This window comes from Lacrimispora struthionigena, from assembly GCF_048627165.1.
Classification (GTDB): domain Bacteria; phylum Bacillota; class Clostridia; order Lachnospirales; family Lachnospiraceae; genus Lacrimispora.
On the sequence record NZ_JBMBWP010000002.1, the window covers coordinates 2503240 to 2527068 of the forward strand.

A 23829-nucleotide genomic window follows, 5' to 3' on the forward strand; every position below is an offset into this window, starting at 1 on the left:
CTCCTGTTAATTTACTTTCAGATCTTCCCTGGTCAATATTACCTTCATTGCCCAGCCTGGCACTGATATATCCTGATACTGATCTTCCATAAACACAAATGCAGTTTCATAGGGAGGCATTTTTACTGGATAAATTCCTTTACCATCTGTAAAATACAACAGCCCCCGGAGCTTTTTAAAGACTCCTTTATTAAGCAGACCATTTACATACTCAAATGCAGGACGAAAATCAGTTCCACCAAATCCCGAAAGAGTAAAATGTTTCATATAATCTTCCATCTCTTCCCGGCTTGTAATTGTTACATCGGAACGAATCTGTTCATCACACTGTATAATATGAATGTTTATTTTACGAAAATAACTTTCCGATTCTCCAAGAACCTCATAGGTCTGCTCCAGAAAGCTTCTCACCAAATCGCCTGAGACAGACATGGAAGTATCGATCACAATTACAAAATCTTCGATCTTAAAAACTTCTCTCGTCTCAAGAGGTTCAATTAAAGGCATGTTTTTATAGAGCGTCAGGCCATACGTATAGAATATGGAATCATAAGAATCGGGATCTACCTCCGCTTCCTCTTTTAGAACTGCGAATTTTCTTAAAAACCGTTTATAATCGTAGCGTTCCCGATTTTCTATCTTTACCTGTTCCAAAAGCTGTCTGGAGGAATCATCCTCCTCTTCTCCAAAGGATTCCATCTCCGTTTCCATTTTATCCCTGATATCCTGCCATTTATTCTGACGTTCTATTTTCATACGGGGATCTTCTTCCTGTTCCCACTTATCATGGCTGTCCACATAAAATTCTGCCTGCATACGGTGAAGTGCTTCTTCTGACAGATTCATTTCCATAAGAATCTGGTAAATTCCTTCCGCTGTAAATACAGAAAGCCTGTTTTTTATCTGACCATAAATTTCACGCCGATACGGTGACTGATGCTGAAAAACAGATTTTACATAAAATCCATCCAATATTGATTCAACCACTATATCACACGCCAGATCCCAGTATTGCTTATCACGGTTTCCCATAGAACCCAGATGCCAGAATAAACAGTGAAAAAGCATATGAAGATATGCCCGGTTAATTCGTATGCGGCTGCCCCCGAACATGGAAAACAACAACTCCGGCTGATAATAAATTACATAGCCGTCTGTACTGAGCCCGGAACCGGAACGATCAGCTTCAAATCCAAAACTGCTTAACGCAACATCTAAATATCTGAAGTTTAGATAAAGTTCGTTTCTTGCATTACCAAGTATCTCATGTCCAAGTTCTACCTCGTTCAGTTCATCTATCTGACGCTGTCTCACCGGATCAATCATTCTATTTACCTTCTTTCTATACTATCCTAAATACTGTAAAACCCAAATATTATATTTATCGCCGGAAGAATCATAATGACTGCGATTTATATAACATTATTCTAACAAAATTGAAACTCTTTTTCTATTGTTTTGGTCTTACTTTTAATTGAAAGTAATAAAGAAAATAACAATAAAACAATTTTAATTCATATTAGTGCATTAAAGTAAACTAACAGTTCATCATTCTACACCCATTTATAATCTATGTCAATACCTTTAAATACTCATTTTATAAAAGGTGCATGAAACGAGCAATTTCCCATTTCATACACCTTACTATGTTAATGATAATATTAAAATTAATTCATGTTAAAGAGAAAATGTGCGTTTTTTTACAGGAAAACGCAAATGCCTTAAATCCATTAGAGAACTTAGCAGCTCCGTATTATTATTTTCCGATGCCAGATCGATCAGCCGGTCAAAATCAGTTTGCTCTTTGCAATACTCAGACGCCAGCCACAGAAATAATTCACTTTCCTTTTGAGTCGCTTCCCCTGCAGCCTGTAGATGCTCCCTTAAATAATCCTCATAAATCTTCCGGTCTTTGGGGAGGAGATTAAGGGGCGTATACAGTCTTGAGAGTGCAAGCGCTGCAGTCAAACGATCCGATTCCTGAACACGGACATGGGGGAATAATGCATCATATTTATGAAACTGAAATTCGGACTGGTCGAAGCAATATCGGTACAAATGCCCGCATCCGTGCATCTCCCGGAATACAATCCGAGCTGGCGTGTGTTCTACCGACTCTTCGTACATTTCAGGAAATATCAGTCTTGCAGTCATATTCTTTGTATGATAATTTACATAAAGTTCCTGCCTCAGTTCCGATACAATGCCCTGCATACAGGAACGATTCCCAGCTGTAATATGAATATCCAGATCTCTGATTCCAAGACATCCGGTAAACAAACCAGAGCCCAGATCCCCTATAGAGCTGAAACACTCCATATGACGAAACCCAAAACAATTATAAAAAGCATAGTTTCCAATTTTTCTAATGGAAGGAGGAAGATACAGATCCTCCAAAAGATCGCCTGTTATTTCTGGCGGCAGATCCTTTTCCTCATAGGAGGCGGGACTTCCCTCTTCATCGCACATTTGAATGCCATCTCCGATATGAGAAAGCATCTCATCCCTTCCCTCGCTGTTGGAGAATGCATACTCCGCCAACTCCGTCACCGGAAGATTCCCAATCTTCTCCGGAACACGTACTATACTCCCGTATCCTCTGCATGTCAAAATCCGCACATGATCATTTACTGTCTCATATAAAAACATTTTAGTACCTCTCCAATAGATTGTTTAACAAATCAATATAACAGAAAGAGGCAAAAAAATCAACAGATTCTCCTTATATTTATTCCTGATTCAACGTTAAGTTCATGCTCCCCATGCGGTAACCGTCTAAATCCAGTGTAACATAGGAAAAACCAATCCGATGAAACTCTGCCGTTATCACACCTTTTTTAGGTTCAGTAATAAGCTGGGCAATCTGGTTCGGGAGCACTTCGATCCTGGCTATTGTACCATGGATGCGAACTCTCACCTGGGAAAACCCTAAGTCCAGTAAAAGCTGCTCTGCTTTGTCAACCATAGAGAGCTTTTCTTTGGATATAGTCTCGCCATACACAAACCGGCTGGACAGACAGGCGAAGGACTGCTTGTTCCATGTATTTAATCCCAGCTCCCTGGATAACTCCCTTATTTCCTCCTTATTCAACTTGGCATAGCGAAGGGGGCTGTGGACCCCCAGCTCTGCAACAGCAATGAGCCCAGGGCGGTAATCGCCATTATCATCCAGATTAGAGCCTTCCGCTATCTGCTTTATCCCATGCTCTGCCGCAACTTCTGCCACTTTTTCAAACAACTCATGCTTGCATAAATAGCATCTGTTTTGGGGATTGCTGCTAAAACCTTCTATATCCAGTTCTTCGCTGTCAACAATAAAATGCCGGATTCCTTCTCTCTCACAAAACTGAATTGCCTCATTCAGCTCCCGTTCCGGAAAGGAACAGGATTTGGCTGTCACAGCAATCACCCGGTCTCCAAGAACTTCATGTGCCGTTTTTAATAAAAATGTCGAATCCACCCCTGAAGAAAAAGCAACTGCCAGACTTTCCAATTCTGAAATATAAGTCCTCAATTTCTGGTCTTTCTCTTGTATATTCATATAGTCTCCTTTTACCACACTTTATTAATATGTTTATAGGAATTATAGCAACCGGAAAGAGGAGTGTCAATTCCTCATTTTCACAAACTCTTCACAGTAGCATCATAATCTGGTCACATTTTTCCGGTATATTAATAATTACAAAGAGGCTAATAACCCTTTCATATAAATACTTTTTCATACTTCAGCCGGTAGGATCCCGCCAATCTTACCGGCTCCTCCCTTTTTCGAAGCTTATTGAGCCTGTCTGTGTTAACTCAGGCAGCGCGGCACATCTGATTGTAATCTGTACCTTTTTCCTATATAATATATAAAAACAGCTACAATAGGGGGATCATATGAAAAAAGTAAAAATTCTATTATTATCAGCATGTCTGTCATCTCTTTTCACCATTCAATCGTTTGCCGGTTGGATACAACAGGATAATGGTCAGTGGAAATACGATCAGAACGGAACACCAGTGGTCAGCCAGTGGATTGAGGACCAGGGTAACTGGTATTATTTTGATGAAAATGGTGTGATGTTAACAAATACCACACAAAACATTAATGGTGTAAATTATACTTTCGACGCTTCCGGGAAATGGCTTGATTCAAATGCCGACAATAAGAAGGCTTCTAATACATATAAAAATAAAGAATTTGGGTACTCTCTTGAGATTCCAGGGGATGTGACCACTACTGCTTTTGATGGTAATTCTCAAACATTTGATATATCCAACGACAATATGTTAATTACATTTGATAATGAAACATGTCCTGAATATCTTGATCCACAAATATATGCCAATGCCTATGAAGTGGGTTTTGTCAGTGCATTAACGGATAAGGTGACTTTTATTGATCGAACCAACACTCAGCTGGGGGAATTTGCAGCAATAAAATCCAGATATATCTACAAAGATGTTATTAATTTGGATTTTTATGCTTGTATCCGAGGAAATAAAATAATATTTGTCTTCTCATTATATACACCGGATACCCAGGGTAAAGCCCAGGAGATATTAAATACATTAAAATTACTAAAATAGAAAATACGAAAAGAAAGAAGTGAATATTATGTATTTTTGTGCTTCCTGTAAAGTTCATTCCTGCAGTTCAGGTGATTTTTCAAATGCACCCAGAGGCTGCCCAAGTCTCTCAAATGATATGGAGAATCTGTCATCTTTATATCAGGATGAGGAAAACTTAAAAATCTCCAGGGCTTCTGCGATTGTGGTAAGTGACAGATATGGTAGTAAAACCAGATTGGAAGAAACTATGGATTTTGCCAGAGAATGTGAATACAAAAATCTGGGGCTGGCATTTTGTATCGGGCTTACAGATGAAGCAGAAGTATTACGAAATGTACTTGTAAGCAATGGTTTTCAGGTGGAATCCATATTATGTAAAACCGGTCATCTCTCCAGGGAGTTAATTGGAATTCATGATAATCCGGTGGCTATGTGTAATCCTATTGCACAGGCTCATTTTCTTAACGAAGCCAAAACGGATTTAAACATCGTACTTGGTCTTTGTGTCGGACACGATTCTCTGTTTATAAAGTATTCCGAAGCCCCTGTCACCGTATTTGCAGTCAAAGACCGTGTATTGTGCCATAATCCTTTAGGCGCGATTTATCAGGCCAATGCGTATTATCACGATAAGCTTTTCCCTTCAAAGGACTAAGCATGCCATCTGAAATCCAATGTTTAATAATAGATAGGAAGGCTGCCAACGCTCATTCTAGTGGTAGCAGCCTTCCTGTTTGTATTTATTGATTAAATGAGCCAATTTCGATCAAATTTCCTTCCGGATCTGCAATATAGCAGGTACGCTGACCCCAGGGCTCTGTGGTCGGTTCCATAACCGGAGTAGCTCCCTTAGAAACCACATCCTGGAATGCCAAATCAACGGCATCAAAATTTTCCACGCCCAACGCTATTTCATAATGCCCATTGATTGCCTTTGCATAATGAAATCCCCTGTTTGTCATCTTCTCAAAATCACTTCTCCGATACAGCAAAAACAAGGTGCCGTCTTTCTCCAGGTAAACATTGGTTGTGTTTTCATCTTCCTTTATATCAAATCCCAGTACATCGCGATAAAACCGTACCATTACTGGCATATCCTCTACAAAAATGCCAAATCCATCTAATTTCATTCCTTAGTCATACCTCCTGTTTTTTATTATCATACTACTTATAACAGGACAACTGTCTGTCACCTATTAATTATGTCATCAGATAGATTTAATATCCGAGGATATGATACCATAGTAATTAACATTACGGTAATTATCATTGTGCCTGTTAAAGTGCCTTAGAATACCTTCACATTTAAAACCACATTTTTCCATGACTCTGCATGATGCTTTGTTATCTGAAAGCACTAAAGCTTCGACACGCTCAAATTTCAGATCAATAATTGCATGTATTACCAGCTTTGCGGCAATCTCAGTGGCAAATCCCTGATTCCAAAATTCAGGCAGTAGATTATAACCTATCTCACATCGATTCGCATTCCTGTTTATTGAGATAATTCCTGCCTCTCCGATATACTGGTTATTATCTCTTTGATATAAAGGCATAAAACCCCCGTTGTGCTGTTCCCTGGTAACAATTTGCTCATTTAGTAAATGTTCTGCTTCCTGTATACTTTGCACAGGAACAAATGTTGAATAAGTCCAGACAGATGTGCATGACTTCAGCTTATAATAATCATTAATACAACTCTTATCATATTCTTTTAAACAAAGACGCTCCGTTAGAATCTCCATTGCTCTCACAAATCCTCCCCTGTATTTCACAAACTCTTCACAGTTACAACAAACTCCTATCACAATTTCCCGGTATAGTAATAAATGTAAAGAGGCCAGTAACCTTTTAGAATATACTTTTTTTCATACTTTAGCCGGCAGGATCCCCCCTCTTGCCGGCTCCTTCCTTTTCTAGTGTCACATCACAAATCACTGAAATTCCCTATCCGTTATGTATTGGTGCCACAGTCCGCATAAATTTAAGGCTCCACGAAATCCCATAAATGGAAGTTCATAAGGGTTTATACTCTGAGACAGGATGCTGCGTCTGACTTCAATGGAAAACATCCCGGGATTATTCCTAAGCTCTACTCCATCGGACATATGAATCCCACCCTGAGCAAATGTAAATCCAATCTCGTCCATGGCAAATGTGCTGATACCTCTGGCTAATTCATCTTCTCCGCTAATCCATATGTTTGCCCGCTCTTTATGAAGTCTGGTATAAAGCTGGCAGATATGTTTTGCATGTGCGGCCTCTTCCTGCTCCTTTTTAAGGAAAGTTTGTTCTGCGGTTTTACCAAGAAGAGTCTCCAGTTCCTTTATCCACTGAAGAGTTCCGGCAAATCCATAGGGTGCCAGATAAAGGTAGGGAATGCCCCACTGTTTATAAAGAAGCTTAGCTGCTTTAAGGCCTTCTTTTCGAATAACCAGCGTTATTTTTGCCTTTGTCATCTGGCAGATCTGATCCATACTGCAGGATGATCCCAATATTGCGGCCGGTTCCATGTTAAAGCCTTTCTTCATCATGCGGCAGATCTCTGCTGTGTCCGCCTGAAAACGTGACCAGTCACAGGAGATACCAAATACATTAAAAGAATCCTTTTTTAATGTACCAATTTCCTCATCTTCCTTTTCTGACAGGTAACGGACGATTTTTTCATAGGCCTCCTCCATCCCCTGTTCCCTTGAAGCCTTAAAATTTCCTGCTTTAAATGAAATAATTGGGATGCCCGGATATGTCGCAGACAGCTCTTCTCCAATGGACTCCAGATCGGTTCCAATCATCTCGGGCACACTTGATGGAATCAAAAAGATCGCTTTGGCACGACCAGACTTTACCACTTCTTCTACACATTCTTCCAGCCTTTTTGTAATCCCCAATGCAATATCCTTTTCAGACAAATGAGTAGATATCAACTCCCCATATTTTACTAATCCAGTCTGACTCATCCATTTTTGGGCGTACAGCATATGTCCCATGGAACCATATTCAATGACAGCGCTGTCATAGATCGTTGCCAGCGACCATATTAGTCCCATTCTTCCCGATGGCTCCGGTACGTTCTTATAAAGCGGCATAGGTATTCTCCTCTCTTAAAAGCCCGTCAAGAAGTTTAAGAAGGGCAAAGGTTCTCTCATATCCAATGAGCCGCGGCAAAAAGCTTCTTCCTGCTTTCAGACAACCAAGCTCCTCCCCAATCTCTTTTCCAATGACAAACCGATAACTTCCCGGCTTTTCAAAACCAAGCTCCTTAAATCCGTCTTCTGTCATGCTATCTTCTACAAGAAATGCAGTCAAAGGATTAGAACCGTGGGACAATATCTTATTCTTCCATTCTTTCATCCACTGCTGGTATTCTTCCAGATGTAGAAAACAGGGAGTCATTGAAAGGGAACACAGATACTCGGTTAAAATCAGGGCATCCGGAATGTTTGCTGTAAGGAGAAAGCGGCTGCCCTCTAACCCCTCTCTCACCCTGGCTTCTAACTTAGCAGCCTCTTGGGAGTGAGAAAAGACCGGAGTCTCTCTCAACAAAAGGGCGGTTCCTATTTTCTTATATGCCTCCTGAATGCCATCTCTTCCATAAGACTCTCCCAGAAAGACATAAGCAATATCATAGACTTCTTCTAATCGCTTCGCCAAGGGAAGGAAATGAATATTCGTGACAATATTAAGGCAGGAACTGCTAATTTTAGTAAACTGACTTAATTCAAAGACATCTTCAATTGTAACGATATCATAGGAAGAAGATCCTGTATGCAACCATCCACATAGTTCCTTGCCCTCTTGTGACTGCGCTCCGCCTAAAAGGAAGACCACATTTTCCTTCTTTGATGTATCACAAAATTCTGCCAGTGCCAGATAACTCTCATAATAACCAGCCTCATAACCATTGCGCTTATAATGGGCCAGATCCATGGCAGCCGCCCTGGCCCTGTGCCCTGCACCAAAGCTTTCCGTAATTTCCTGAATGTCTTCTCCAATCAGCGCCGGGACACAAGTCATTATAACAGCAATTGCATCTGCTCCGTCTCGTTCCATTTCTTCCAGCGCTTTTAGTAATCCTTCCCGGCATCCAAATACCACTTCATTGGCATCTAACACATACGTATAGTGAAGCTCTCCACCAGGACCTTTTGGTGTCTCCATCACATATCTGCTGTAAAATCCGCACTCCGGCATTCCCACAACAAGTGTGGAAACACCCCTTACCCCCTGAAGCGTTGCCAGCGCCGTATGCATGGGACAATGATGCCCCACGCTGGGGGCTGCATGGGAAAAAGGGATTCCCTGATTGCTCTCTATCTCAGATAACCGACAGGCCTTAAGCTGTTGATTCATAAAAATCTCCTTTTCAGTTAGTTAAATAACTGGCTTAACTAAAAATCAAATTGCCAAGTTTCTCATAGTTTTTTGCCATCTCACTATCCGGAAATGCACTGACCACGGTTTTTCCCAATGCTTCTGCCTGCTGGATCAGCGGATTTCTTGGTATCCGAAAGACCACCTGGGTCTCAATCTCCCTGGCTGCCTGTTCCACCAGTGCCTCTTCATTTTCAATGTTTTTGCTGTTTAAAATAATTCCACGAAGAGAGGCATATTTTCGTTTTCCAAACATCTTAACGGCTGATGCAATGTTATTTGCTGCATACAAGGACATCATCTCACCGGAAGATACGATGTAGACTTCCTCTGCATAACCGCCCCTTATTGGCATGGCAAATCCGCCGCATACTACATCTCCCAGGACATCATAGATTACAATATCCGGCTGGTATACTGAAAATGCATCTAACTCCTCCAGCTTTTCAAATGCCGTAATGATTCCGCGCCCTGCACATCCAACTCCAGGAACCGGTCCTCCGGCTTCCACACATAGTACGCCTTCATCTCCCTCATAAACCAGATCCGTAAGCACCACATTTTCTTTATCCCGTAACAGCTCCAGAACCGTTGGAATTTTCTTCCCTCCAGTCAGATTCCTGGAGGAATCTGCTTTAGGATCACACCCGATCTGCATCACTTTATATCCTTTAGCAGCCAGTGCTGCAGACAGATTGGATACTGTAGTGGATTTTCCAATGCCGCCTTTTCCGTATATTGCTATTTTCTTCATATTTTGCTGACCTCCATTTTACTACACGACTGCTGTTTTTACCACCGCTGTGTCCGGTTCCTTGTGACGGCAAAGCCGACAGGACATGCAAACCGGCTTTTTACTGTAATCTTCTATCATAATATCCGCCTCAATCTGATAGACCTCCCGAAGTAACTCCCTGGTAATCACCTGATGGGGCGTACCTTTCCCTATTACTTTTCCTTTTTTTAATGCAATGAGATAATCCGCATACCTGGAAGCCATATTGATGTCATGAAGCACCATTACAATGGTACACCCCTGGGTTTTATTGAGATTTTCTAATAGTTCCAATATCTCAAGCTGATAGGCCACATCCAGATAAGTGGTTGGCTCATCAAGTAAAATTACATCTGCCTGCTGTGCTAATGCCATGGCAATCCACACCCTCTGCCTTTGTCCTCCCGACATATGATCAATACTTCTTTTTCCGAGTGCTGAAAGATTGGTGACTTCAAGCGCCCACCTGATTATCTCCCGGTCTTTTTCACTTTGTTTTCCAAATCCCTTTTGATGAGCATATCGTCCATAAGATACCAGTTCTTCCGCTGTGAGACCTTCGGGTGCAAGAGGGCTCTGGGGAAGAATTGCAAGTTTCCTGGCAAATTCTTTACCGGATAACTCATAGATATCTGTGCCATCCAGATACACCAATCCCTTTTTCGCCTTCATAATCCTTCCGATGGTTTTTAACAGAGTGGATTTGCCGCAACCATTGGGACCTATGATGGTGGTGATTTTACCAGAAGGTATCTCTAGGCTTAAGTTTTCGATAATAACATTTTCCCCATAAGCTACTCTTACCTGGTCCGTTCTCAATTCTCTCATCCTGGTTCCTCCCAAATGTTTATATTCCTGCGTTCTCTTTTCTTCCAGCACGGCTGTTCGTAACTAAAAGAAAGAGGAAATAAGGTGCACCTAAAATTGCAGCTACAATTCCTGCCGGAATCTCCGACGGCTCTATTATAATCCTGCCTATGGTATCCGCTGCCAGTACCAGAATTGCGCCGGTTACAGCGCAAAAAGGAAGAAGTATCCTGTGTCTGGAGCCAACAATTCTTCTTGCCATATGTGGTCCCAAAAGTCCCACAAAATGCAGGCTGCCACTTACTGATACAGAAGCAGCCGCTAGTGCTACCGCCATAAATAGCAGTATTTTTTTCTCTTTTTGAACTGAAACTCCCACTCCTGCAGAAAGTTCATCGCCAACCATCAAAATATCCAGTTCCTTTGCTCTCATACACAGGTATCCCATTGCGGTGAAAATCCAGGGAACCAGACTGACAACCATCTTCCAGTTGGAATTATGAATACTTCCCGCTTGCCAGACAGCCAGGGTATTGTACTGGGTGTCATCCAATTTAAGAACCAGTATGGTCATCAGTGCATTGATACCGGCCTGAATGGCAATTCCGTTGAGAATCAGCCGGGCTGTATTGAGTCCCCGTCCTTTTTGCACCGAGATGGCATATAACAATCCACTGGTCAGCAGTGCTCCAAGCAAGGAGAGGAAGGGAAGGCTCAGAACACCTCCCATACTAAGGGTACCGGACAATGTCATAAAAATCAGAACTACGATTCCTGCACCGGAATTAATGCCCAAAAGTCCCGGATCTGCCAACGGATTTCTTGTAATGCCCTGCAACACACAGCCTGACAGGGAAAATCCCATGCCCACCAATATTGCAACCACGATACGAGGAAGGCGAAAATCAAATACAATCATGTTTTCTCCGCCATCTCCCCCACCGCTTAATATGCGCAACATATCTCCCAATCCAATGGGAGTATAACCAGCGTTAATACTTACAAAGAAAAGGCCTCCTAAAAGCAGTAATGACATTATCAGTAAACGGATATTCCCGAACTGCTTCCATAGTTTTTTCATTTAATCTCTCCCCCTTTCTTTGCTTGCATAATAAAGAAATATCGGGACTCCAATCACCGCGATTACCGCTCCCAGGGGAATTTCAGCCGGAGCATTAATGGTCTTTGAAAACACATCTGCCACCACCACCAAAACGGCTCCCTGTAAGGCGCTGATAGGGATAATGAGCCGATAATCCGGCCCCACCAGAAATCTCACAAAATGAGGAATCATCATTCCTACAAAAGTAATACTTCCGCAAAGAGCAAAGGAGGTTCCAGAAAGCAGTACTACCAGAATCGTTCCCAGTCTCCTGGTCTGTCCGGTGTTTACTCCTAACCCCCTTGCGGTCTCCTCTCCCATATTCAAGATAGAGATTCTCTTTGATAACCCAATTCCGGCCACAATGCTGACGGCTATTACCGGGCCTCCGATCCTTAACTGGGACCAGGTGACTCCAGAAGCATTTCCCATGGTCCAGAACATAATACTTTGGGATGCGTTGGTGTAGATGGCAATTGCCTGGCTGATAGCAGAAAATAGTGTACTTACAGTAGCCCCTGCAAGCACCAGCTTCATGGATTCATTTCCCCCCGGAACTAAAATGCTGATCAGATGTACGCTCCCTGCACCAAAGGCGGCTCCAAGAAAAGTCATTCCAATAATCCCGGAATAACTCATTCCCTTTAAAAATATCAGGGAAACAGCTAAAAATAATCCCGCACCTGCGCTTAGTCCCATAAGACCGGAATCTGCCAGTGGATTTCTGGTCATTCCCTGCATCATTGCTCCTGCCACAGCAAGGGCAGCTCCGATTAAAGCGCCGGAGATTGCTCTTGGTACTCTCATATCCCGAACCAGCAGATGATTTGAGTCATCTGCATGAAACGAGAAAAATGAGTCACTCACAACTTGTAAAGTGAGATTAGCGGCACCCGTCATAATGGATATGAAAATCGCCACACAGAGCACAAAGAGGCTGCCTGAAATCACGATCATAACCCGGTTCCTGTATTTCATTCTTACTCCTTCCCACCTAAACTGTCATTAGTAAGTGCATTCTGTTGTAATTCATATAACTTTTTATAAATCCCATTGTCTTTCATAAGTTCCTCGTGAGTTCCTTCCTGAATTGTTCCGCCTGGCTCCACCACTATGATACGGCTGGCATCTTTAATGGTAGAAAAACGATGGGCGATTAAAAGTGTGGTTCTTCCTTTGGAAAGTTCTCGTAAGGAGCGGTGGATTTCCATCTCATTTTCTGCATCAAGAGCTGAGGTTGCCTCATCCAGAATCAGAATTGGAGGATTTTTTAAAAACATTCTTGCAATGGAAAGCCTTTGCTTTTGCCCACCGGAAAGCTTGATTCCCCGCTCCCCGATCATGGTTTTCATTCCATTGGGCTGTTCTATAATAAAATCATAAAGATTTGCCTGCTTTGCTGCTTTCCACAGCTCTTCCTCACTTGCATCTGGTTTCCCAACCCGGATATTTTCCTCTATTGTTCCGGAGAAAAGAAATACATCCTGTGCCACTACACCGATATGCTGCCTCAAGGATTTTAAACGGATATCCTGAATGTTCTTTCCTTCAATTTGAATGGAGCCTTTACTGATTTCATAGAATCTTGGTATTAAACCGCAGATCGTACTTTTTCCTGAGCCAGAGTTTCCTACAAAAGCCACCGTCTCTCCTTCCCTTATGGTAAGAGACAGATTCTCAAGAACCGGCTTTCCTTCTTCATAAGAAAAGTTTACATCCTTAAATACAATCTCGCCCTTTGGCTGTTCCAGTACCACTGCATTCTCACGGTCCTTAATATCTGGCTCTATCTTCATTAGTTCCACGAAATTCTGAAATCCGGCGATTCCTTTTGGGTATCGTGCAGCAAAATTACTTAGCATCTCAACCGGCTTTAGCAGCAGATTGGTAAGCAGAATAAAGCTAAAGAATTGTCCCTCACTGATTCTGCCATGAAGTGCCAGCCAGCCACCGGCCAGTATAATTAAAACCGGAAGAAGTTTTGTGACAAAATATGTAATTCCATTACAGGCTGCAATTCGAAGAAAGCCCTCCTGCTGCCGCTTGCAGTAGCGCTCTGTGGTTTTTTGAAATGTCTCTCTTTGATGTGCTTCACAGCAATAAGCCTGTACCACACGAATTCCGGCAAAATTTTCTTCCAGTTCTGCTGACATCTCTCCCACATTGCCAAACAAGCTCCGTGAAATATTGACCATGACCTTCGTAAAATTAATATTAATTGCTAAAAGTAACACTACATTCATTACAATCAGGCAGGCAAGCAGCTTACTAATGGATAACATGATGATTACTGTGGTTACTAACATAGAACCGGCAACCAGAAACTGCTCTGGCGCATAATGAGCAACCGTTCCTATCTGATGCAGATCGTTAGAAACCTTTGCAATTAGCTGTCCGGTTTTATTATTATCAAAGAACTGATAAGACATCTTCTGCAAGTGGGTAAAGAGATCATTACGGAGGTCATTTTCAATGTACATACCTAGCTTTTCACCCCAATAATCAATGACCATATATAAAAAGGTATTTAAAAAATATGCAAGGACCAGCAAAAGACTGATTTTTACCATCTCATCCCATTTTCCCAGGGGAAGCAGATCATCAACAATATGACTGATGGCATAGGGAAATAATAATTCCACTACAGCTACCGCCACTGCGCAGAGTAAATCAATTAAAAATAGAACTTTATAGGGTTTATAATACTTCATTGCCTGTTTTAACATCGTTTCTCTCATTTCTAAAAAATGAAACAGACAGATACATTCGTAACGACACCGTATCTGCCTGTTTGAAAATACCATTTTTCCTTAAGTTTCTGAAATTTAATCTGCCGTTAATTTATCAGTAATAAAATTTACGGTGTATAAGGTTGCAAGAGGACTGGCTGCATGTCCACTTCCATCAATCTGGTATATATGTTCATTCTTTACTGCCTTTAATGACTTCCACACAGAGTTATTCTCAAGTTCTTCCAATAACGGCTCATCCCCGTCAAATACATTGACAAAGATGTAATCAGGGTTCATCTTAACAAGTGCTTCCATGGAGATCTGCTCATAAGTCTCTGACTGAGTAAAGCCTTCTGGAACATTTAATCCCAGTCCTTTCTCCTTATCATATAGATCCGGGCGGTATGCAACATAATATTTATCTTTACCCATGAGTGAAAACTGAACTACGGTCTGGTCTTTATATTTTTCTGCCAGCTTTTCTCTGTCCGCCTCCAGCTTTTCATCCATATCTTTAATTACTTCTTCTGCCTTGTCCTGTTTATTCACAATTTTGGCAACTTCTCTCAGACTAAGCCGCCAATCCATCTTGGTATCATTTCCAAAGACAGCAACTGGTCCGATTTTCTCCAGATTTCCAATCTCCAGGTTTTTCATATCATAACTCTGGTTTAATATCATATCCGGTTTTAACTGGGCAAGCAATTCCAGGTTAAGCTCACTGGCGCCAAGGTCCTTCACTCCGCTTACATCGTACCCCTGAAAGGCATCCCAGGTCTTTATGTAATTATCTGCACCAGATACAGCAATTGGCTTAACCCCCAGAAGAATCAGGGTTTCCCACAAAGGCAGATAATTGGTCACCACTGCTTGAGGTTCTTTTTCAATGACAATGGTTCTTCCTGCTGCATCTGTGTATTCATATGGATAGGCTATCCCGGATTCATTAACTGATTCCACCGCTATTTCAGTCATATCTGTTGAATCCTTTGCATCTGCAGTTGTCTTTTCACTGATGCTTTGACAGCCTGAAAGCATTGACAATGATAATGCTGCAATGGTTACAATGGATATAATTTTTTTCATACATTCTCCTTTTTGCTTTATCTTTCCTTTATAAAGGAGAATATAGCATAAGAAAATGAGAAAATGAATGGACTTTTTCCAAAATTAATATGGATTTTTTCCAAAATGGCGATGAAACGCACTGGGTGCTATGCCTGTGCTCCGCTTGAACATTCGACTAAAATGAAGTGCATCCTCATAGCCAATCCGTCTGGAAACCTCTGCAATGCTTAAACTGCTTTCTGACAAAAGCTCTTTGGCTTTTTTGAGCTGGATTTGCATAATATATCTCTTTGGTGGGAATCCTGTCTTTTTCTGAAAGGAATAGGAAAATTGCTTCCCACCCATTTTAAAGTGTTCTGCAATCTCAGATACAGATAAATTATCTTCCAAATGTTCATGGATGTATAATAGCACCTCCTCAATCCAATCCTTTGGCTTTTTTGCCAGACTCTCTTCGGAAAAGGCAAAGAGTTTTTCAATCAGCTCGTATAATAAAATTTTCGTGGATAATAGATATTTGGTACCATATTGCTTCTGCTGGTCCATAATGTAATCTGTAATTTTCATAATTTCCTCACTCTGACTGGGAAATAGATTTATTATATAATGCATATTTAAAAGAGAATCTATCCTTTCTTCCTCTTGTAACACCCGGTAATGAAGCAATATGAACTCCCACTCTTCCTCTCCAATTACTTCCTTACTTAAGTTCATATCCGGGCCTGCATGGAGAATGGTTCCTCTTTTCAGTTCATAGTTTTCATTACACACCTTAAATAAAGCCTTGCCATGGATGGGAATTACAAATCCGCAGACCCCCTGCATGGTGGTCACAGCATCTACCCTGCTGCCGGGAGGAACGCATATATGGAATGCTTCGTCCATTTCTAAATTTGCTTTTGCATATTTCAACACTAAATTGTTTTGATTCATTTGTCTTTCCTCTTTAATATAAAACATTACAGCTGTTAAGTTAGTTTCTGCTAACCGCATAGTATACTATAGCATAAGTTCATGAAATAGGCAATTTTTTTACCATTATCAATCAGCTGCACACTCATTTGTATAAACAAAAATAAAAATGCAGGATAACGGAAGAATTAACATTCCCTCACCCTGCATTCACTCTAGCTAATCCCCAACCTTCCTTGCCACAAACATCTGACTCAACACCAGCCAGTTAGCCCGGAAGAACTGCATAATCTGCCAATATCCCGCTCCCGTTAATCCATATTCTTTTATAAGATCAAATTTAGCCTTATAACTCCTTACATCTTCAAACCAGACTTCGTGTTCAACTCCATATTTCCAATAACGGAAAAATGGTGACATGGCCTCTTCATCAAACTGAATTTCCGCACCATTTTCAATTGCAATCTGAACCGCTTCCAAATTGCTTACGGTTTCTGCTCTGGTGACTCCCCTTTCGTATGGGAGCGGCCAGTCATATCCGTAATTCGGGATTCCCAGACTGATCTTATATAATGGAATTTCTGTTATTGCGTAGTCTACCACTTTTCTAACCATGTTAATTGGTGCTACCGCCATGGGTGGGCCGTATGTATATCCCCACTCATAAGTCATAAGCAACACCCTGTTTGCTGCTTCCCCCAGAAGCCTGTAATCCACGCCCTCATATAACAGCCCACTCTGATCGGCCGATGTCTTGGGGGCAAGTGCTACCGTTACCTGATAGCCAAACTGATTCATAATCTGGGTGATCCGCTTTACAAAGTCCGCATAAGCCTGACGGTCATCTGCCATAATGTACTCAAAGTCAATATCCAGACCGCCAAACCGTTTCTCCTGCATGATCTTACCAAGATTCCATATCAGACGCTGCTGAATCTGTGGGTTGTGTACCAGGTTTGTCACAAGATTATTATTAAACCGGCCGTCTGGTCCAAAGGGCGTTAAAGTCAGAACCGGGCGCACTCCGGCTTCCAGTGCACGATCGATCATCCAGTCATCCGGGCTCTGAGGTGGAACTAAATCTCCCTCTAACGTAAATCCATAAGAAAAAACGTAAAGATCTGTTAGAAATGGAAGAGTTTCATCCAGATTATCCGGATTAATGAAGGGATATGCATAGCCAAACACATAAAGTGGAATCCTGTCTTCGGGAGGACTGTCACCCCTGATATAAAGTGCCTGACCGACTGCCAGGCGGTATGGAGGATAAATCTGATTGTCATATGTCAAAACTTCTACCGGAACGTTCTGGGACGCGGCAATGGAATCTACACTGTCACCCGGCTGTACTACATATATGTTCATAGCAGCACCCTTTTATCTGAATTGGTAAAGCATATGAAAAATCAGCTGGAAACATGCTAGAAACTGCTTCATTTTCCTTCTCTTCATAAAAATGTAATGTGCTTTTTTACTGCCTTCGTTGTATAATATTGAAAAAAGGAGGTTATCAAATGCAAAATATCTTAGTATGTGACGATGACAAGCAAATTGTTGAAGCGATTGATATATATCTGACCGGAGAAGGCTTCCATGTAATAAAAGCCTACGATGGCTTTGAAGCCCTGGAACTATTGGAAGAAAATGAAGTGGATCTAATGATACTGGACGTAATGATGCCCGGCCTTGACGGAATCCGCACCACCTTAAAAGTACGGGAGACAAGCAGCATCCCTATCATCATTCTTTCAGCCAAATCAGAGGACACCGATAAGATCCTCGGTTTAAATATCGGGGCTGATGACTACATTACCAAGCCATTTAACCCACTGGAACTTGTGGCAAGAGTCAAATCGCAGATGCGCCGCTATACCCAGCTTGGAAATATGAATCAGCAGCCTGCCGGACAGATTTATAAATGCGGTGGACTTGCCATTAATGATGATAATAAGGAAGTTACAGTTGATGATGAAATCATTAAGCTGACTCCTATTGAATATAACATCCTTTTACTTCTTGTAAAAAACGAAGGAAAGGTCTTCTCCATTGATGAAATCTATGAGCAGATCTGGAATGAGGAGGCAATTGGCGCCGATAACACAGTTGCTGTTCATATCCGCCATATCCGGGAAAAAATCGAGATCAATCCCAGAGAGCCCCGATATTTAAAAGTGGTCTGGGGCGTTGGGTATAAGATCGAAAAGCAATAGGAGCCACTATGAAAAAAAGAAAAGAAAAGGCCATTCTGGCCCATCTCCTGTTCGCCCTTCTTGTAGTGATCGGTGTCTCTGTTATGTACAATAACACCCATTATGGAGAAGGCATCGGATGGATTGCAAACGAAAGTTATGAAGATACCCCCGAGTTTGCAGGCCAGTTAAAATCCGATATTGATGATATTTTTAATTATGTAAAGTATAAGGAAGTATTTGAGACCAACGGAAAACTGGATTATTCCAAATTTATTATTCGGGTTGCTGATGGGCCGGGAACTACGAAAGATTTCACATTGGATGAGATGATCCGCCACGCCAAGTCAAAGGGTTATTATTTAAATGAACAGTTTAAAGTAAGTGGAGGTCACCCTAATAATAATACAGGTGAAGATCTAAATTATCAGGTCGTTTACCGGGCCTATGAACCTGACTTTAAGGCCGCAGAACCAGGTGACTCTTTTCAGTCCATCGATCAGCTCTCCTATGAGGTTCTCTCTCATTTGGGAAACTATTACCGGTTCTATTACCGGTTTATCCAAAATCCAGGGAACTTAAAGTTTGAAATCCAGTATCAGAATACAGACAAGGATTATAAACTCTATACCAATTTCCCAGGTAAAACCGTCGATGAGTTTAAATCCCTGGGCAAATATTTATACGTGACAGGTGAGGCACTCTATGTAGACTCCAACTTAACATCTGTTCCAAAGAACGTTTCGCCTGAGCTTGAAAAGATGAATCCCTATAACAATGGGAATTATCATATGTCAGTGGCTGTTAATACATCCTATCCTTACAAAGACGCCTACTTTCAGGCAGCTGAATCCTTCGATCAGATGCGCCTGTTTTTCATCGTTGGTATGATCTGTCTTGCTCTTGGAATCTTAGGATGCGCCGCAACACTTTACATGTTGATTCTACTTGCCGGTACTCCGGAAGAACAAAGTCCTTCACCTCTCGTGCAGAGAATGGATGGGCTTCCTGCTGAGATCAGTGTGATCTTATATCTGGCAGCTTGTGGGATTGCATTGCTGGCTTCACAGCTTATATTCTTTAAGATTATCCATCTGTTCCTTTCCACTGAGGTTTGGTACTATGGGGAGCTGGTTTTAAAAGTTCTCATCTTATATGTGACAGGAGTTTCTGCACTATTAAACCTCTTAAAACAGTATAAGACCGGAGTTTTATGGAAAAACAGCCTGCTAAATAAAGGGTTAAGAACCCTTTTACTCTATTTTAAGCATCACCGTTTTACAACCAGAATTATGATAACCTATTCGCTGTTTCTGATTTTTAATGTTGTGATGATTATGGCTTTTTCATTTTTACTCTTTACCTATAACGATTTAGAATCCCGGATTCTTATGGGAGCGGTAGCCATGCTGTTTATTCTTCTGGATCTGTGGGTATTTCACCAGATGTATAAAAATGCCTGGCAGACGGATCAGATCAATCAGGCGCTGATAAACATCTCCAACGGGAATACCACATATAAAATTGATACCAAACAATTTTATGGAAAAGAACGGGAGCTGGCAGAAAATATCAATCATATCAGCACAGGACTTGAAACTGCGCTGCAGGAAAAGGTCCGCAGTGAGCGGCTGAAAGCTGATCTGATCACTAACGTTTCCCACGACATAAAAACTCCCCTTACGTCGATCATCAATTATGTGGATTTAATTAAAAGGGAGAAAATTCAGGATCCTCGAATTCAGGGTTATCTTGAGGTTTTGGAACAGAAATCCCAGCGGTTGAAAACATTGACCGAAGATCTGGTGGAGGCTTCCAAAGCAAGCTCCGGTAACCTGAAATTAGATATGACAAGTATTGATTTTGTTGAACTGATCTATCAGACAAACGGGGAATTTGAAGAAAAGTTTGCACTGAGGCATTTAGAACTGGTGTCTACGCTTCCAGATGATGCTATGTTGATTGAGGCAGACGGACGGTACCTATGGAGAGTCCTTGAAAACCTTTACAACAATGCGTTTAAATATGCAATGGAACACAGTCGTGTTTATGTAGACATTACGAAAGAAGAAGAGAAGATTTTATTTACCATAAAAAATATTTCTGAAAACCCGTTAAACATCCGGGCGGACGAACTGACGGAACGGTTCGTCCGCGGTGATGTTGCAAGAACTACCGAAGGAAGCGGTCTTGGAATCTCCATTGCGAAGAGCCTGACAGAACTTCAGGGAGGGCAGTTTCAGCTTTATATTGACGGAGATTTGTTTAAAGCAACTGTTGCATTTCCCCTTAAGAAATAAGGTGAATTCGCTCCCACTTTCCGGTGAGATAACGGATCAGTGAGATGATGTAATTAGCGGTCCAGCCGATGGGTACTGCAAACCATACGGCCTGGACCCCGATTACAGGCGCCAGCAAAGCCGCTCCCGATACACGGATAGCCAGATTCACCAGATTGGCGGCCGTAAACACCACTACATCTCCTGCACCTCTTAAAAGCCCGTCTGTTATTGCCTTTAACCCAATAAAGATATAAAAGAACGATATGAAATGAACATAGCTGATTCCAGTGGCAAACGCTTCACTTGCACTGCTTTCATCTAGAAAGCTTCTGATAAATATTTCTCCAAAGCCCTCCATTATGATGCAGATAATCACTGCGAATACTGCTGCCATCATGCAACAGACACCATATCCCTTCTTAATACGATCTGTTTTTTTAGCTCCCATATTCTGAGCGGTATACGTAGACATGGCATTTCCGAGAGCCAGCATTGGTACAATGCAGATGGATTCAATCCTGGTTCCTGCTGCAAATCCTGCCATAACCGCAGATCCGAACCCATTGACAACCGACTGTACCAATAACATCCCAATGTGTACAATGGACTGCTGAAGCGTGGAAGGTATGGCTACCCGCATCATGTGGGCTGTCATCTTCCAGTCATATATATGGAATAATTCTGTGGTTTCATAAGCTTTAAGCCGCCTGATCAGAATGAAAAATGACAAAACAGCGGACAGTCCCTGTGCAATTAAAGTGGCTACTGCGACACCAGATACTCCTTTATGGAACTGTGTCACAAACACCAGGTCCAGCACAATATTTAACAACGAAGAAAAAAGCAGAAGATACAGCGGTGTTTTAGAGTCTCCCAGAGACTGAAACACCGCTGCCTGCACGTTATACATAAACAGAAATGGCAGACCAATAAAATAAATACTTAAATATACCGCTGCCTGTTCAAAAACATTGGAAGGTGTATTCATAAGTAATAAAATACGGTCATTAAATGCCAGACCAAGACCGCCCAGAATCACACCAATCGTCAGGAAATTAATCAGCGTTGTGGAAATGGCTGTCTTCATATTCCCTGTCTGCTTTGCTCCAAGAAACTGTGATACCACGACGGAACTTCCGATTCCTCCGCCTACCGCTATGGCAATAAATACATTGGTAATAGAGAAAGATGCCCCCACGGAAGCAAGGGCTTCTTCCCCAACAAAACGTCCTACCACAACAGAATCAATAATATTATAAAACTGCTGAAATAAATTACCAAGGATCATGGGAAGTGCAAAAAGGAGAAGCGACCTTCCCGGATGATCCGTAATCATGTTAATTTCTTTTCTCTGTTTTTTCATACCCATTATTCTAAACCGTTCCTATCCAAATATACGCCAGCCGCAGATAAAGTTGTTGCTCCACCAGGAGCTTAAAGACCGTTCTACCACACGTCCGTTACTGGAAGAAGCATCAATTACTTTTCCGCCGCCTGCCACGATTCCCACATGACCGCTAACCACGATAATATCTCCTGCCTGCAGACTGCCAAAGCTTGATATCTTCGTATATTTTCCAACGCTCCTCCAACCAGAAGAGGTAATATAACTCTGACGGACACCAGCCTGATTTAAAGACCAGTATACAAAACCGGAACAGTCAAAAGAACCTGATCCTTTTGCACCCCACACATAAGGGCTGCCCAGCTTGGATCTTGCAATGGAAAGGAGTCCGCTAACGCCAGAACCTCCCTTTACAGTTCCTCCCTTGACCGTATTACCGCCTGATCCGCCGGAACTTCCGGCAGATTTTACGCCGCTTCCGGATAATTTACTTAAGGTCATCTGACCTACAGCACCATCGGATGAAAGGCCGTTTCTGCTTTGGAATTCTTTTACGGCTTTTTCTGTTGCTTCCCCGTAATAGCCGGTTATGTTGCCTTTTGCCAGATATCCGTATTTATTTAAGAGCTGTTGAATTTTAGTTACAGAATCCCCCTGTTCTCCAAGTCCCATACCATTGGGCTGTGCCTCTGAGCTGTTTAAAGCAACTCTGGTCGAGGGTCCCAGGTAACCATCTACAACAAGGTCATTGCGTGACTGGAACTGCTTCACAGCAGTTACTGTATCATTTCCATAGGCACCATCCGGTTCGGTCATCAAATAGCCTAGTTCCTTTAAGCGCTGCTGTGAGGCAAGCACTACGTCACTCTTTTCTCCATAGGTCAGATAATTGGGACGGATCTCTTCACTGTAGAGCAGGTTGATCGTCTGGCGTCCAACCTTACCATCTACATTAAGACCGTTGACCTCCTGAAGTTTCTGAACTGCTACTTCCGTCTCATCACCGAAGGTTCCCGAAACCTGTCCTGCATTAGCAAGATATCCCAGTTCATAAAGACGGTTCTGAATCCTTGTGATATCATCTCCCTGAACCCCTTTGGCAACCGCGTAATATTTTGCTGAAGGAGACATAATTGAATTTAAGGTTTCCGGTCCCACTATTCCATCCTGAACCAGTCCGTTTTGTCTTTGGTAAGTCTTTATTGCTGCCTCTGTCACGTTTCCGAAATATTTGGTAGGTTCATCGTTATCCATAAATCCAAGATTCATCAGACGTTCCTGAAGGCTGGCCACTACCGGATGCTCCACACCATTTCTCAAAAACTCCGGTATAGGATTGTCCTTCAGCACCGGAACGTTATCAATATCTGGAAGCAATAATCCTCCCGGTGTCAGAATGTTAACTGACTGCTCTTTCTTTGCTTCAGAGACGGTAGCTACGGAAGGTGTAGCAGCCCCTGTTCCCTTGTTAATTCCACTCTCACTATTGCATGCAGACAGGCAGGCTGCAGTCACTGCGGCCAGTAAAACCGGCCCTGCAAAACGTCTGTTCCAGTCTTTATCTATGTTCATTAATCAATTTCCTTTCGTATGTAAAATCAGGTCTATTTTAACACAATTTTGTCGTAAATGGAAAGGGAATTTATTTCATTGCCACATTTAATGGGTTATGGTATAGTAAATGTAAGAAAT

Annotated in this window: 21 protein-coding genes; 4 read left to right on the forward strand and 17 right to left on the reverse strand. The window is 41.9% G+C overall.

Annotated elements, in window-relative coordinates:
• Window positions 1-6: 6 nt before the first annotated feature.
• From ACOAOT_RS20720 to larE, 3 genes are all read right to left on the reverse strand, one after another.
• Window positions 7-1326: a vWA domain-containing protein gene (locus ACOAOT_RS20720; RefSeq protein ID WP_420218692.1), complete on the reverse strand. Its 1320-nt coding sequence runs from the start codon at window positions 1324-1326 to the stop codon at window positions 7-9.
• A 351-nt stretch (window positions 1327-1677) separates the two neighbouring features.
• Window positions 1678-2649 carry a leucine-rich repeat protein gene (locus tag ACOAOT_RS20725; protein ID WP_420218693.1) on the reverse strand — a complete coding sequence of 324 codons (972 nt, stop codon included), beginning with the start codon at window positions 2647-2649 and terminating at the stop codon, window positions 1678-1680.
• Between the two features lie 79 nt (window positions 2650-2728).
• Complete coding sequence (gene larE / locus ACOAOT_RS20730) at window positions 2729-3541, reverse strand: ATP-dependent sacrificial sulfur transferase LarE (RefSeq protein WP_420218694.1); 813 nt, start codon at window positions 3539-3541, stop codon at window positions 2729-2731.
• 338 nt (window positions 3542-3879) lie between these two features.
• On the opposite strand from larE, the gene ACOAOT_RS20735 reads away from it, so the two are divergent.
• Both ACOAOT_RS20735 and ACOAOT_RS20740 read left to right on the forward strand, forming a co-directional pair.
• Window positions 3880-4572, forward strand: coding sequence for a hypothetical protein (locus tag ACOAOT_RS20735; protein WP_420218695.1), 693 nt, complete (start codon window positions 3880-3882; stop codon window positions 4570-4572).
• A 28-nt stretch (window positions 4573-4600) separates the two neighbouring features.
• Window positions 4601-5209 carry a DUF1847 domain-containing protein gene (locus ACOAOT_RS20740; protein ID WP_420218696.1) on the forward strand — a complete coding sequence of 203 codons (609 nt, stop codon included), beginning with the start codon at window positions 4601-4603 and terminating at the stop codon, window positions 5207-5209.
• A gap of 85 nt (window positions 5210-5294) precedes the next feature.
• On the opposite strand, the gene ACOAOT_RS20745 is transcribed toward ACOAOT_RS20740, so the two are convergent.
• The 12 genes from ACOAOT_RS20745 to ACOAOT_RS20800 all read right to left on the reverse strand — a co-directional run bounded on the left by ACOAOT_RS20745 (window position 5295) and on the right by ACOAOT_RS20800 (window position 17686).
• Window positions 5295-5684: a VOC family protein gene (locus ACOAOT_RS20745; RefSeq protein ID WP_420218698.1), complete on the reverse strand. Its 390-nt coding sequence runs from the start codon at window positions 5682-5684 to the stop codon at window positions 5295-5297.
• A gap of 78 nt (window positions 5685-5762) precedes the next feature.
• Window positions 5763-6299: a GNAT family N-acetyltransferase gene (locus ACOAOT_RS20750; RefSeq protein ID WP_420219463.1), complete on the reverse strand. Its 537-nt coding sequence runs from the start codon at window positions 6297-6299 to the stop codon at window positions 5763-5765.
• Between the two features lie 189 nt (window positions 6300-6488).
• The gene (locus tag ACOAOT_RS20755) at window positions 6489-7640 is read right to left on the reverse strand and encodes a nitrogenase component 1 (protein WP_420218699.1); all 1152 of its coding nucleotides are present in this window, start codon (window positions 7638-7640) and stop codon (window positions 6489-6491) included.
• On the reverse strand, window positions 7627-8904 hold the full coding sequence (locus tag ACOAOT_RS20760) for a nitrogenase component 1 (protein WP_420218700.1): 1278 nt from the start codon (window positions 8902-8904) through the stop codon (window positions 7627-7629). The genes ACOAOT_RS20755 and ACOAOT_RS20760 overlap by 14 nt, the downstream gene beginning before the upstream one ends.
• Before the next feature lie 34 nt (window positions 8905-8938).
• Window positions 8939-9679 (reverse strand): nucleotide-binding protein, encoded by a 741-nt coding sequence (locus tag ACOAOT_RS20765; protein ID WP_420218702.1) that lies wholly within the window; start codon window positions 9677-9679, stop codon window positions 8939-8941.
• 21 nt (window positions 9680-9700) lie between these two features.
• Entirely contained in the window at window positions 9701-10528 is an 828-nt protein-coding gene (locus ACOAOT_RS20770) for an ABC transporter ATP-binding protein (protein ID WP_420218703.1), read from the reverse strand.
• 19 nt (window positions 10529-10547) lie between these two features.
• On the reverse strand, window positions 10548-11588 hold the full coding sequence (locus ACOAOT_RS20775) for a FecCD family ABC transporter permease (protein WP_420218704.1): 1041 nt from the start codon (window positions 11586-11588) through the stop codon (window positions 10548-10550).
• On the reverse strand, window positions 11589-12587 hold the full coding sequence (locus ACOAOT_RS20780; protein WP_420218705.1) for a FecCD family ABC transporter permease: 999 nt from the start codon (window positions 12585-12587) through the stop codon (window positions 11589-11591).
• A gap of 2 nt (window positions 12588-12589) precedes the next feature.
• Window positions 12590-14335 (reverse strand): ABC transporter ATP-binding protein, encoded by a 1746-nt coding sequence (locus tag ACOAOT_RS20785; RefSeq protein WP_420218706.1) that lies wholly within the window; start codon window positions 14333-14335, stop codon window positions 12590-12592.
• A 99-nt stretch (window positions 14336-14434) separates the two neighbouring features.
• On the reverse strand, window positions 14435-15427 hold the full coding sequence (locus tag ACOAOT_RS20790) for an ABC transporter substrate-binding protein (protein ID WP_420218707.1): 993 nt from the start codon (window positions 15425-15427) through the stop codon (window positions 14435-14437).
• Window positions 15428-15511: 84 nt separating this feature from the next.
• Window positions 15512-16342, reverse strand: a complete 831-nt coding sequence (locus tag ACOAOT_RS20795) for a helix-turn-helix domain-containing protein (protein ID WP_420218708.1) — start codon at window positions 16340-16342, stop codon at window positions 15512-15514.
• 198 nt (window positions 16343-16540) lie between these two features.
• Window positions 16541-17686, reverse strand: coding sequence for a glycosyl hydrolase family 18 protein (locus tag ACOAOT_RS20800; RefSeq protein ID WP_420218709.1), 1146 nt, complete (start codon window positions 17684-17686; stop codon window positions 16541-16543).
• A 149-nt stretch (window positions 17687-17835) separates the two neighbouring features.
• Here ACOAOT_RS20800 and ACOAOT_RS20805 point away from each other — a divergent pair, with 149 nt between their 5' ends.
• On the forward strand, window positions 17836-18531 hold the full coding sequence (locus tag ACOAOT_RS20805; RefSeq protein ID WP_104433342.1) for a response regulator transcription factor: 696 nt from the start codon (window positions 17836-17838) through the stop codon (window positions 18529-18531).
• A gap of 8 nt (window positions 18532-18539) precedes the next feature.
• A complete protein-coding gene (locus ACOAOT_RS20810; protein ID WP_420218710.1) occupies window positions 18540-20810 on the forward strand; it encodes a sensor histidine kinase in 2271 nt (756 codons plus the stop codon).
• Here the strand turns inward: ACOAOT_RS20810 and ACOAOT_RS20815 are convergent.
• Window positions 20800-22161 (reverse strand): MATE family efflux transporter, encoded by a 1362-nt coding sequence (locus ACOAOT_RS20815; RefSeq protein WP_420218711.1) that lies wholly within the window; start codon window positions 22159-22161, stop codon window positions 20800-20802. The genes ACOAOT_RS20810 and ACOAOT_RS20815 overlap by 11 nt on opposite strands.
• Before the next feature lie 15 nt (window positions 22162-22176).
• Window positions 22177-23709, reverse strand: coding sequence for a peptidoglycan-binding protein (locus ACOAOT_RS20820; protein WP_420218712.1), 1533 nt, complete (start codon window positions 23707-23709; stop codon window positions 22177-22179).
• Between the last annotated feature and the right edge of the window lie 120 nt (window positions 23710-23829).

What these genes read in the sequence shown, in the direction of transcription:
- ACOAOT_RS20755 (WP_420218699.1), bottom strand. Translation starts at nt 7,640, where the DNA reads ATGCCGCTTTATAAGAACGTACCGGAGCCATCGGGAAGAATGGGACTA.
- ACOAOT_RS20745 (WP_420218698.1), bottom strand. Translation starts at nt 5,684, where the DNA reads ATGAAATTAGATGGATTTGGCATTTTTGTAGAGGATATGCCAGTAATG.
- ACOAOT_RS20810 (WP_420218710.1), top strand. Translation starts at nt 18,540, where the DNA reads ATGAAAAAAAGAAAAGAAAAGGCCATTCTGGCCCATCTCCTGTTCGCC.
- ACOAOT_RS20720 (WP_420218692.1), bottom strand. Translation starts at nt 1,326, where the DNA reads ATGATTGATCCGGTGAGACAGCGTCAGATAGATGAACTGAACGAGGTA.
- ACOAOT_RS20785 (WP_420218706.1), bottom strand. Translation starts at nt 14,335, where the DNA reads ATGTTAAAACAGGCAATGAAGTATTATAAACCCTATAAAGTTCTATTT.
- ACOAOT_RS20735 (WP_420218695.1), top strand. Translation starts at nt 3,880, where the DNA reads ATGAAAAAAGTAAAAATTCTATTATTATCAGCATGTCTGTCATCTCTT.
- ACOAOT_RS20725 (WP_420218693.1), bottom strand. Translation starts at nt 2,649, where the DNA reads ATGTTTTTATATGAGACAGTAAATGATCATGTGCGGATTTTGACATGC.
- ACOAOT_RS20795 (WP_420218708.1), bottom strand. Translation starts at nt 16,342, where the DNA reads ATGAATCAAAACAATTTAGTGTTGAAATATGCAAAAGCAAATTTAGAA.
- ACOAOT_RS20775 (WP_420218704.1), bottom strand. Translation starts at nt 11,588, where the DNA reads ATGAAAAAACTATGGAAGCAGTTCGGGAATATCCGTTTACTGATAATG.
- ACOAOT_RS20805 (WP_104433342.1), top strand. Translation starts at nt 17,836, where the DNA reads ATGCAAAATATCTTAGTATGTGACGATGACAAGCAAATTGTTGAAGCG.
- larE (WP_420218694.1), bottom strand. Translation starts at nt 3,541, where the DNA reads ATGAATATACAAGAGAAAGACCAGAAATTGAGGACTTATATTTCAGAA.
- ACOAOT_RS20740 (WP_420218696.1), top strand. Translation starts at nt 4,601, where the DNA reads ATGTATTTTTGTGCTTCCTGTAAAGTTCATTCCTGCAGTTCAGGTGAT.
- ACOAOT_RS20770 (WP_420218703.1), bottom strand. Translation starts at nt 10,528, where the DNA reads ATGAGAGAATTGAGAACGGACCAGGTAAGAGTAGCTTATGGGGAAAAT.
- ACOAOT_RS20780 (WP_420218705.1), bottom strand. Translation starts at nt 12,587, where the DNA reads ATGAAATACAGGAACCGGGTTATGATCGTGATTTCAGGCAGCCTCTTT.
- ACOAOT_RS20760 (WP_420218700.1), bottom strand. Translation starts at nt 8,904, where the DNA reads ATGAATCAACAGCTTAAGGCCTGTCGGTTATCTGAGATAGAGAGCAAT.
- ACOAOT_RS20790 (WP_420218707.1), bottom strand. Translation starts at nt 15,427, where the DNA reads ATGAAAAAAATTATATCCATTGTAACCATTGCAGCATTATCATTGTCA.
- ACOAOT_RS20750 (WP_420219463.1), bottom strand. Translation starts at nt 6,299, where the DNA reads ATGGAGATTCTAACGGAGCGTCTTTGTTTAAAAGAATATGATAAGAGT.
- ACOAOT_RS20800 (WP_420218709.1), bottom strand. Translation starts at nt 17,686, where the DNA reads ATGAACATATATGTAGTACAGCCGGGTGACAGTGTAGATTCCATTGCC.
- ACOAOT_RS20765 (WP_420218702.1), bottom strand. Translation starts at nt 9,679, where the DNA reads ATGAAGAAAATAGCAATATACGGAAAAGGCGGCATTGGAAAATCCACT.
- ACOAOT_RS20815 (WP_420218711.1), bottom strand. Translation starts at nt 22,161, where the DNA reads ATGGGTATGAAAAAACAGAGAAAAGAAATTAACATGATTACGGATCAT.
- ACOAOT_RS20820 (WP_420218712.1), bottom strand. Translation starts at nt 23,709, where the DNA reads ATGAACATAGATAAAGACTGGAACAGACGTTTTGCAGGGCCGGTTTTA.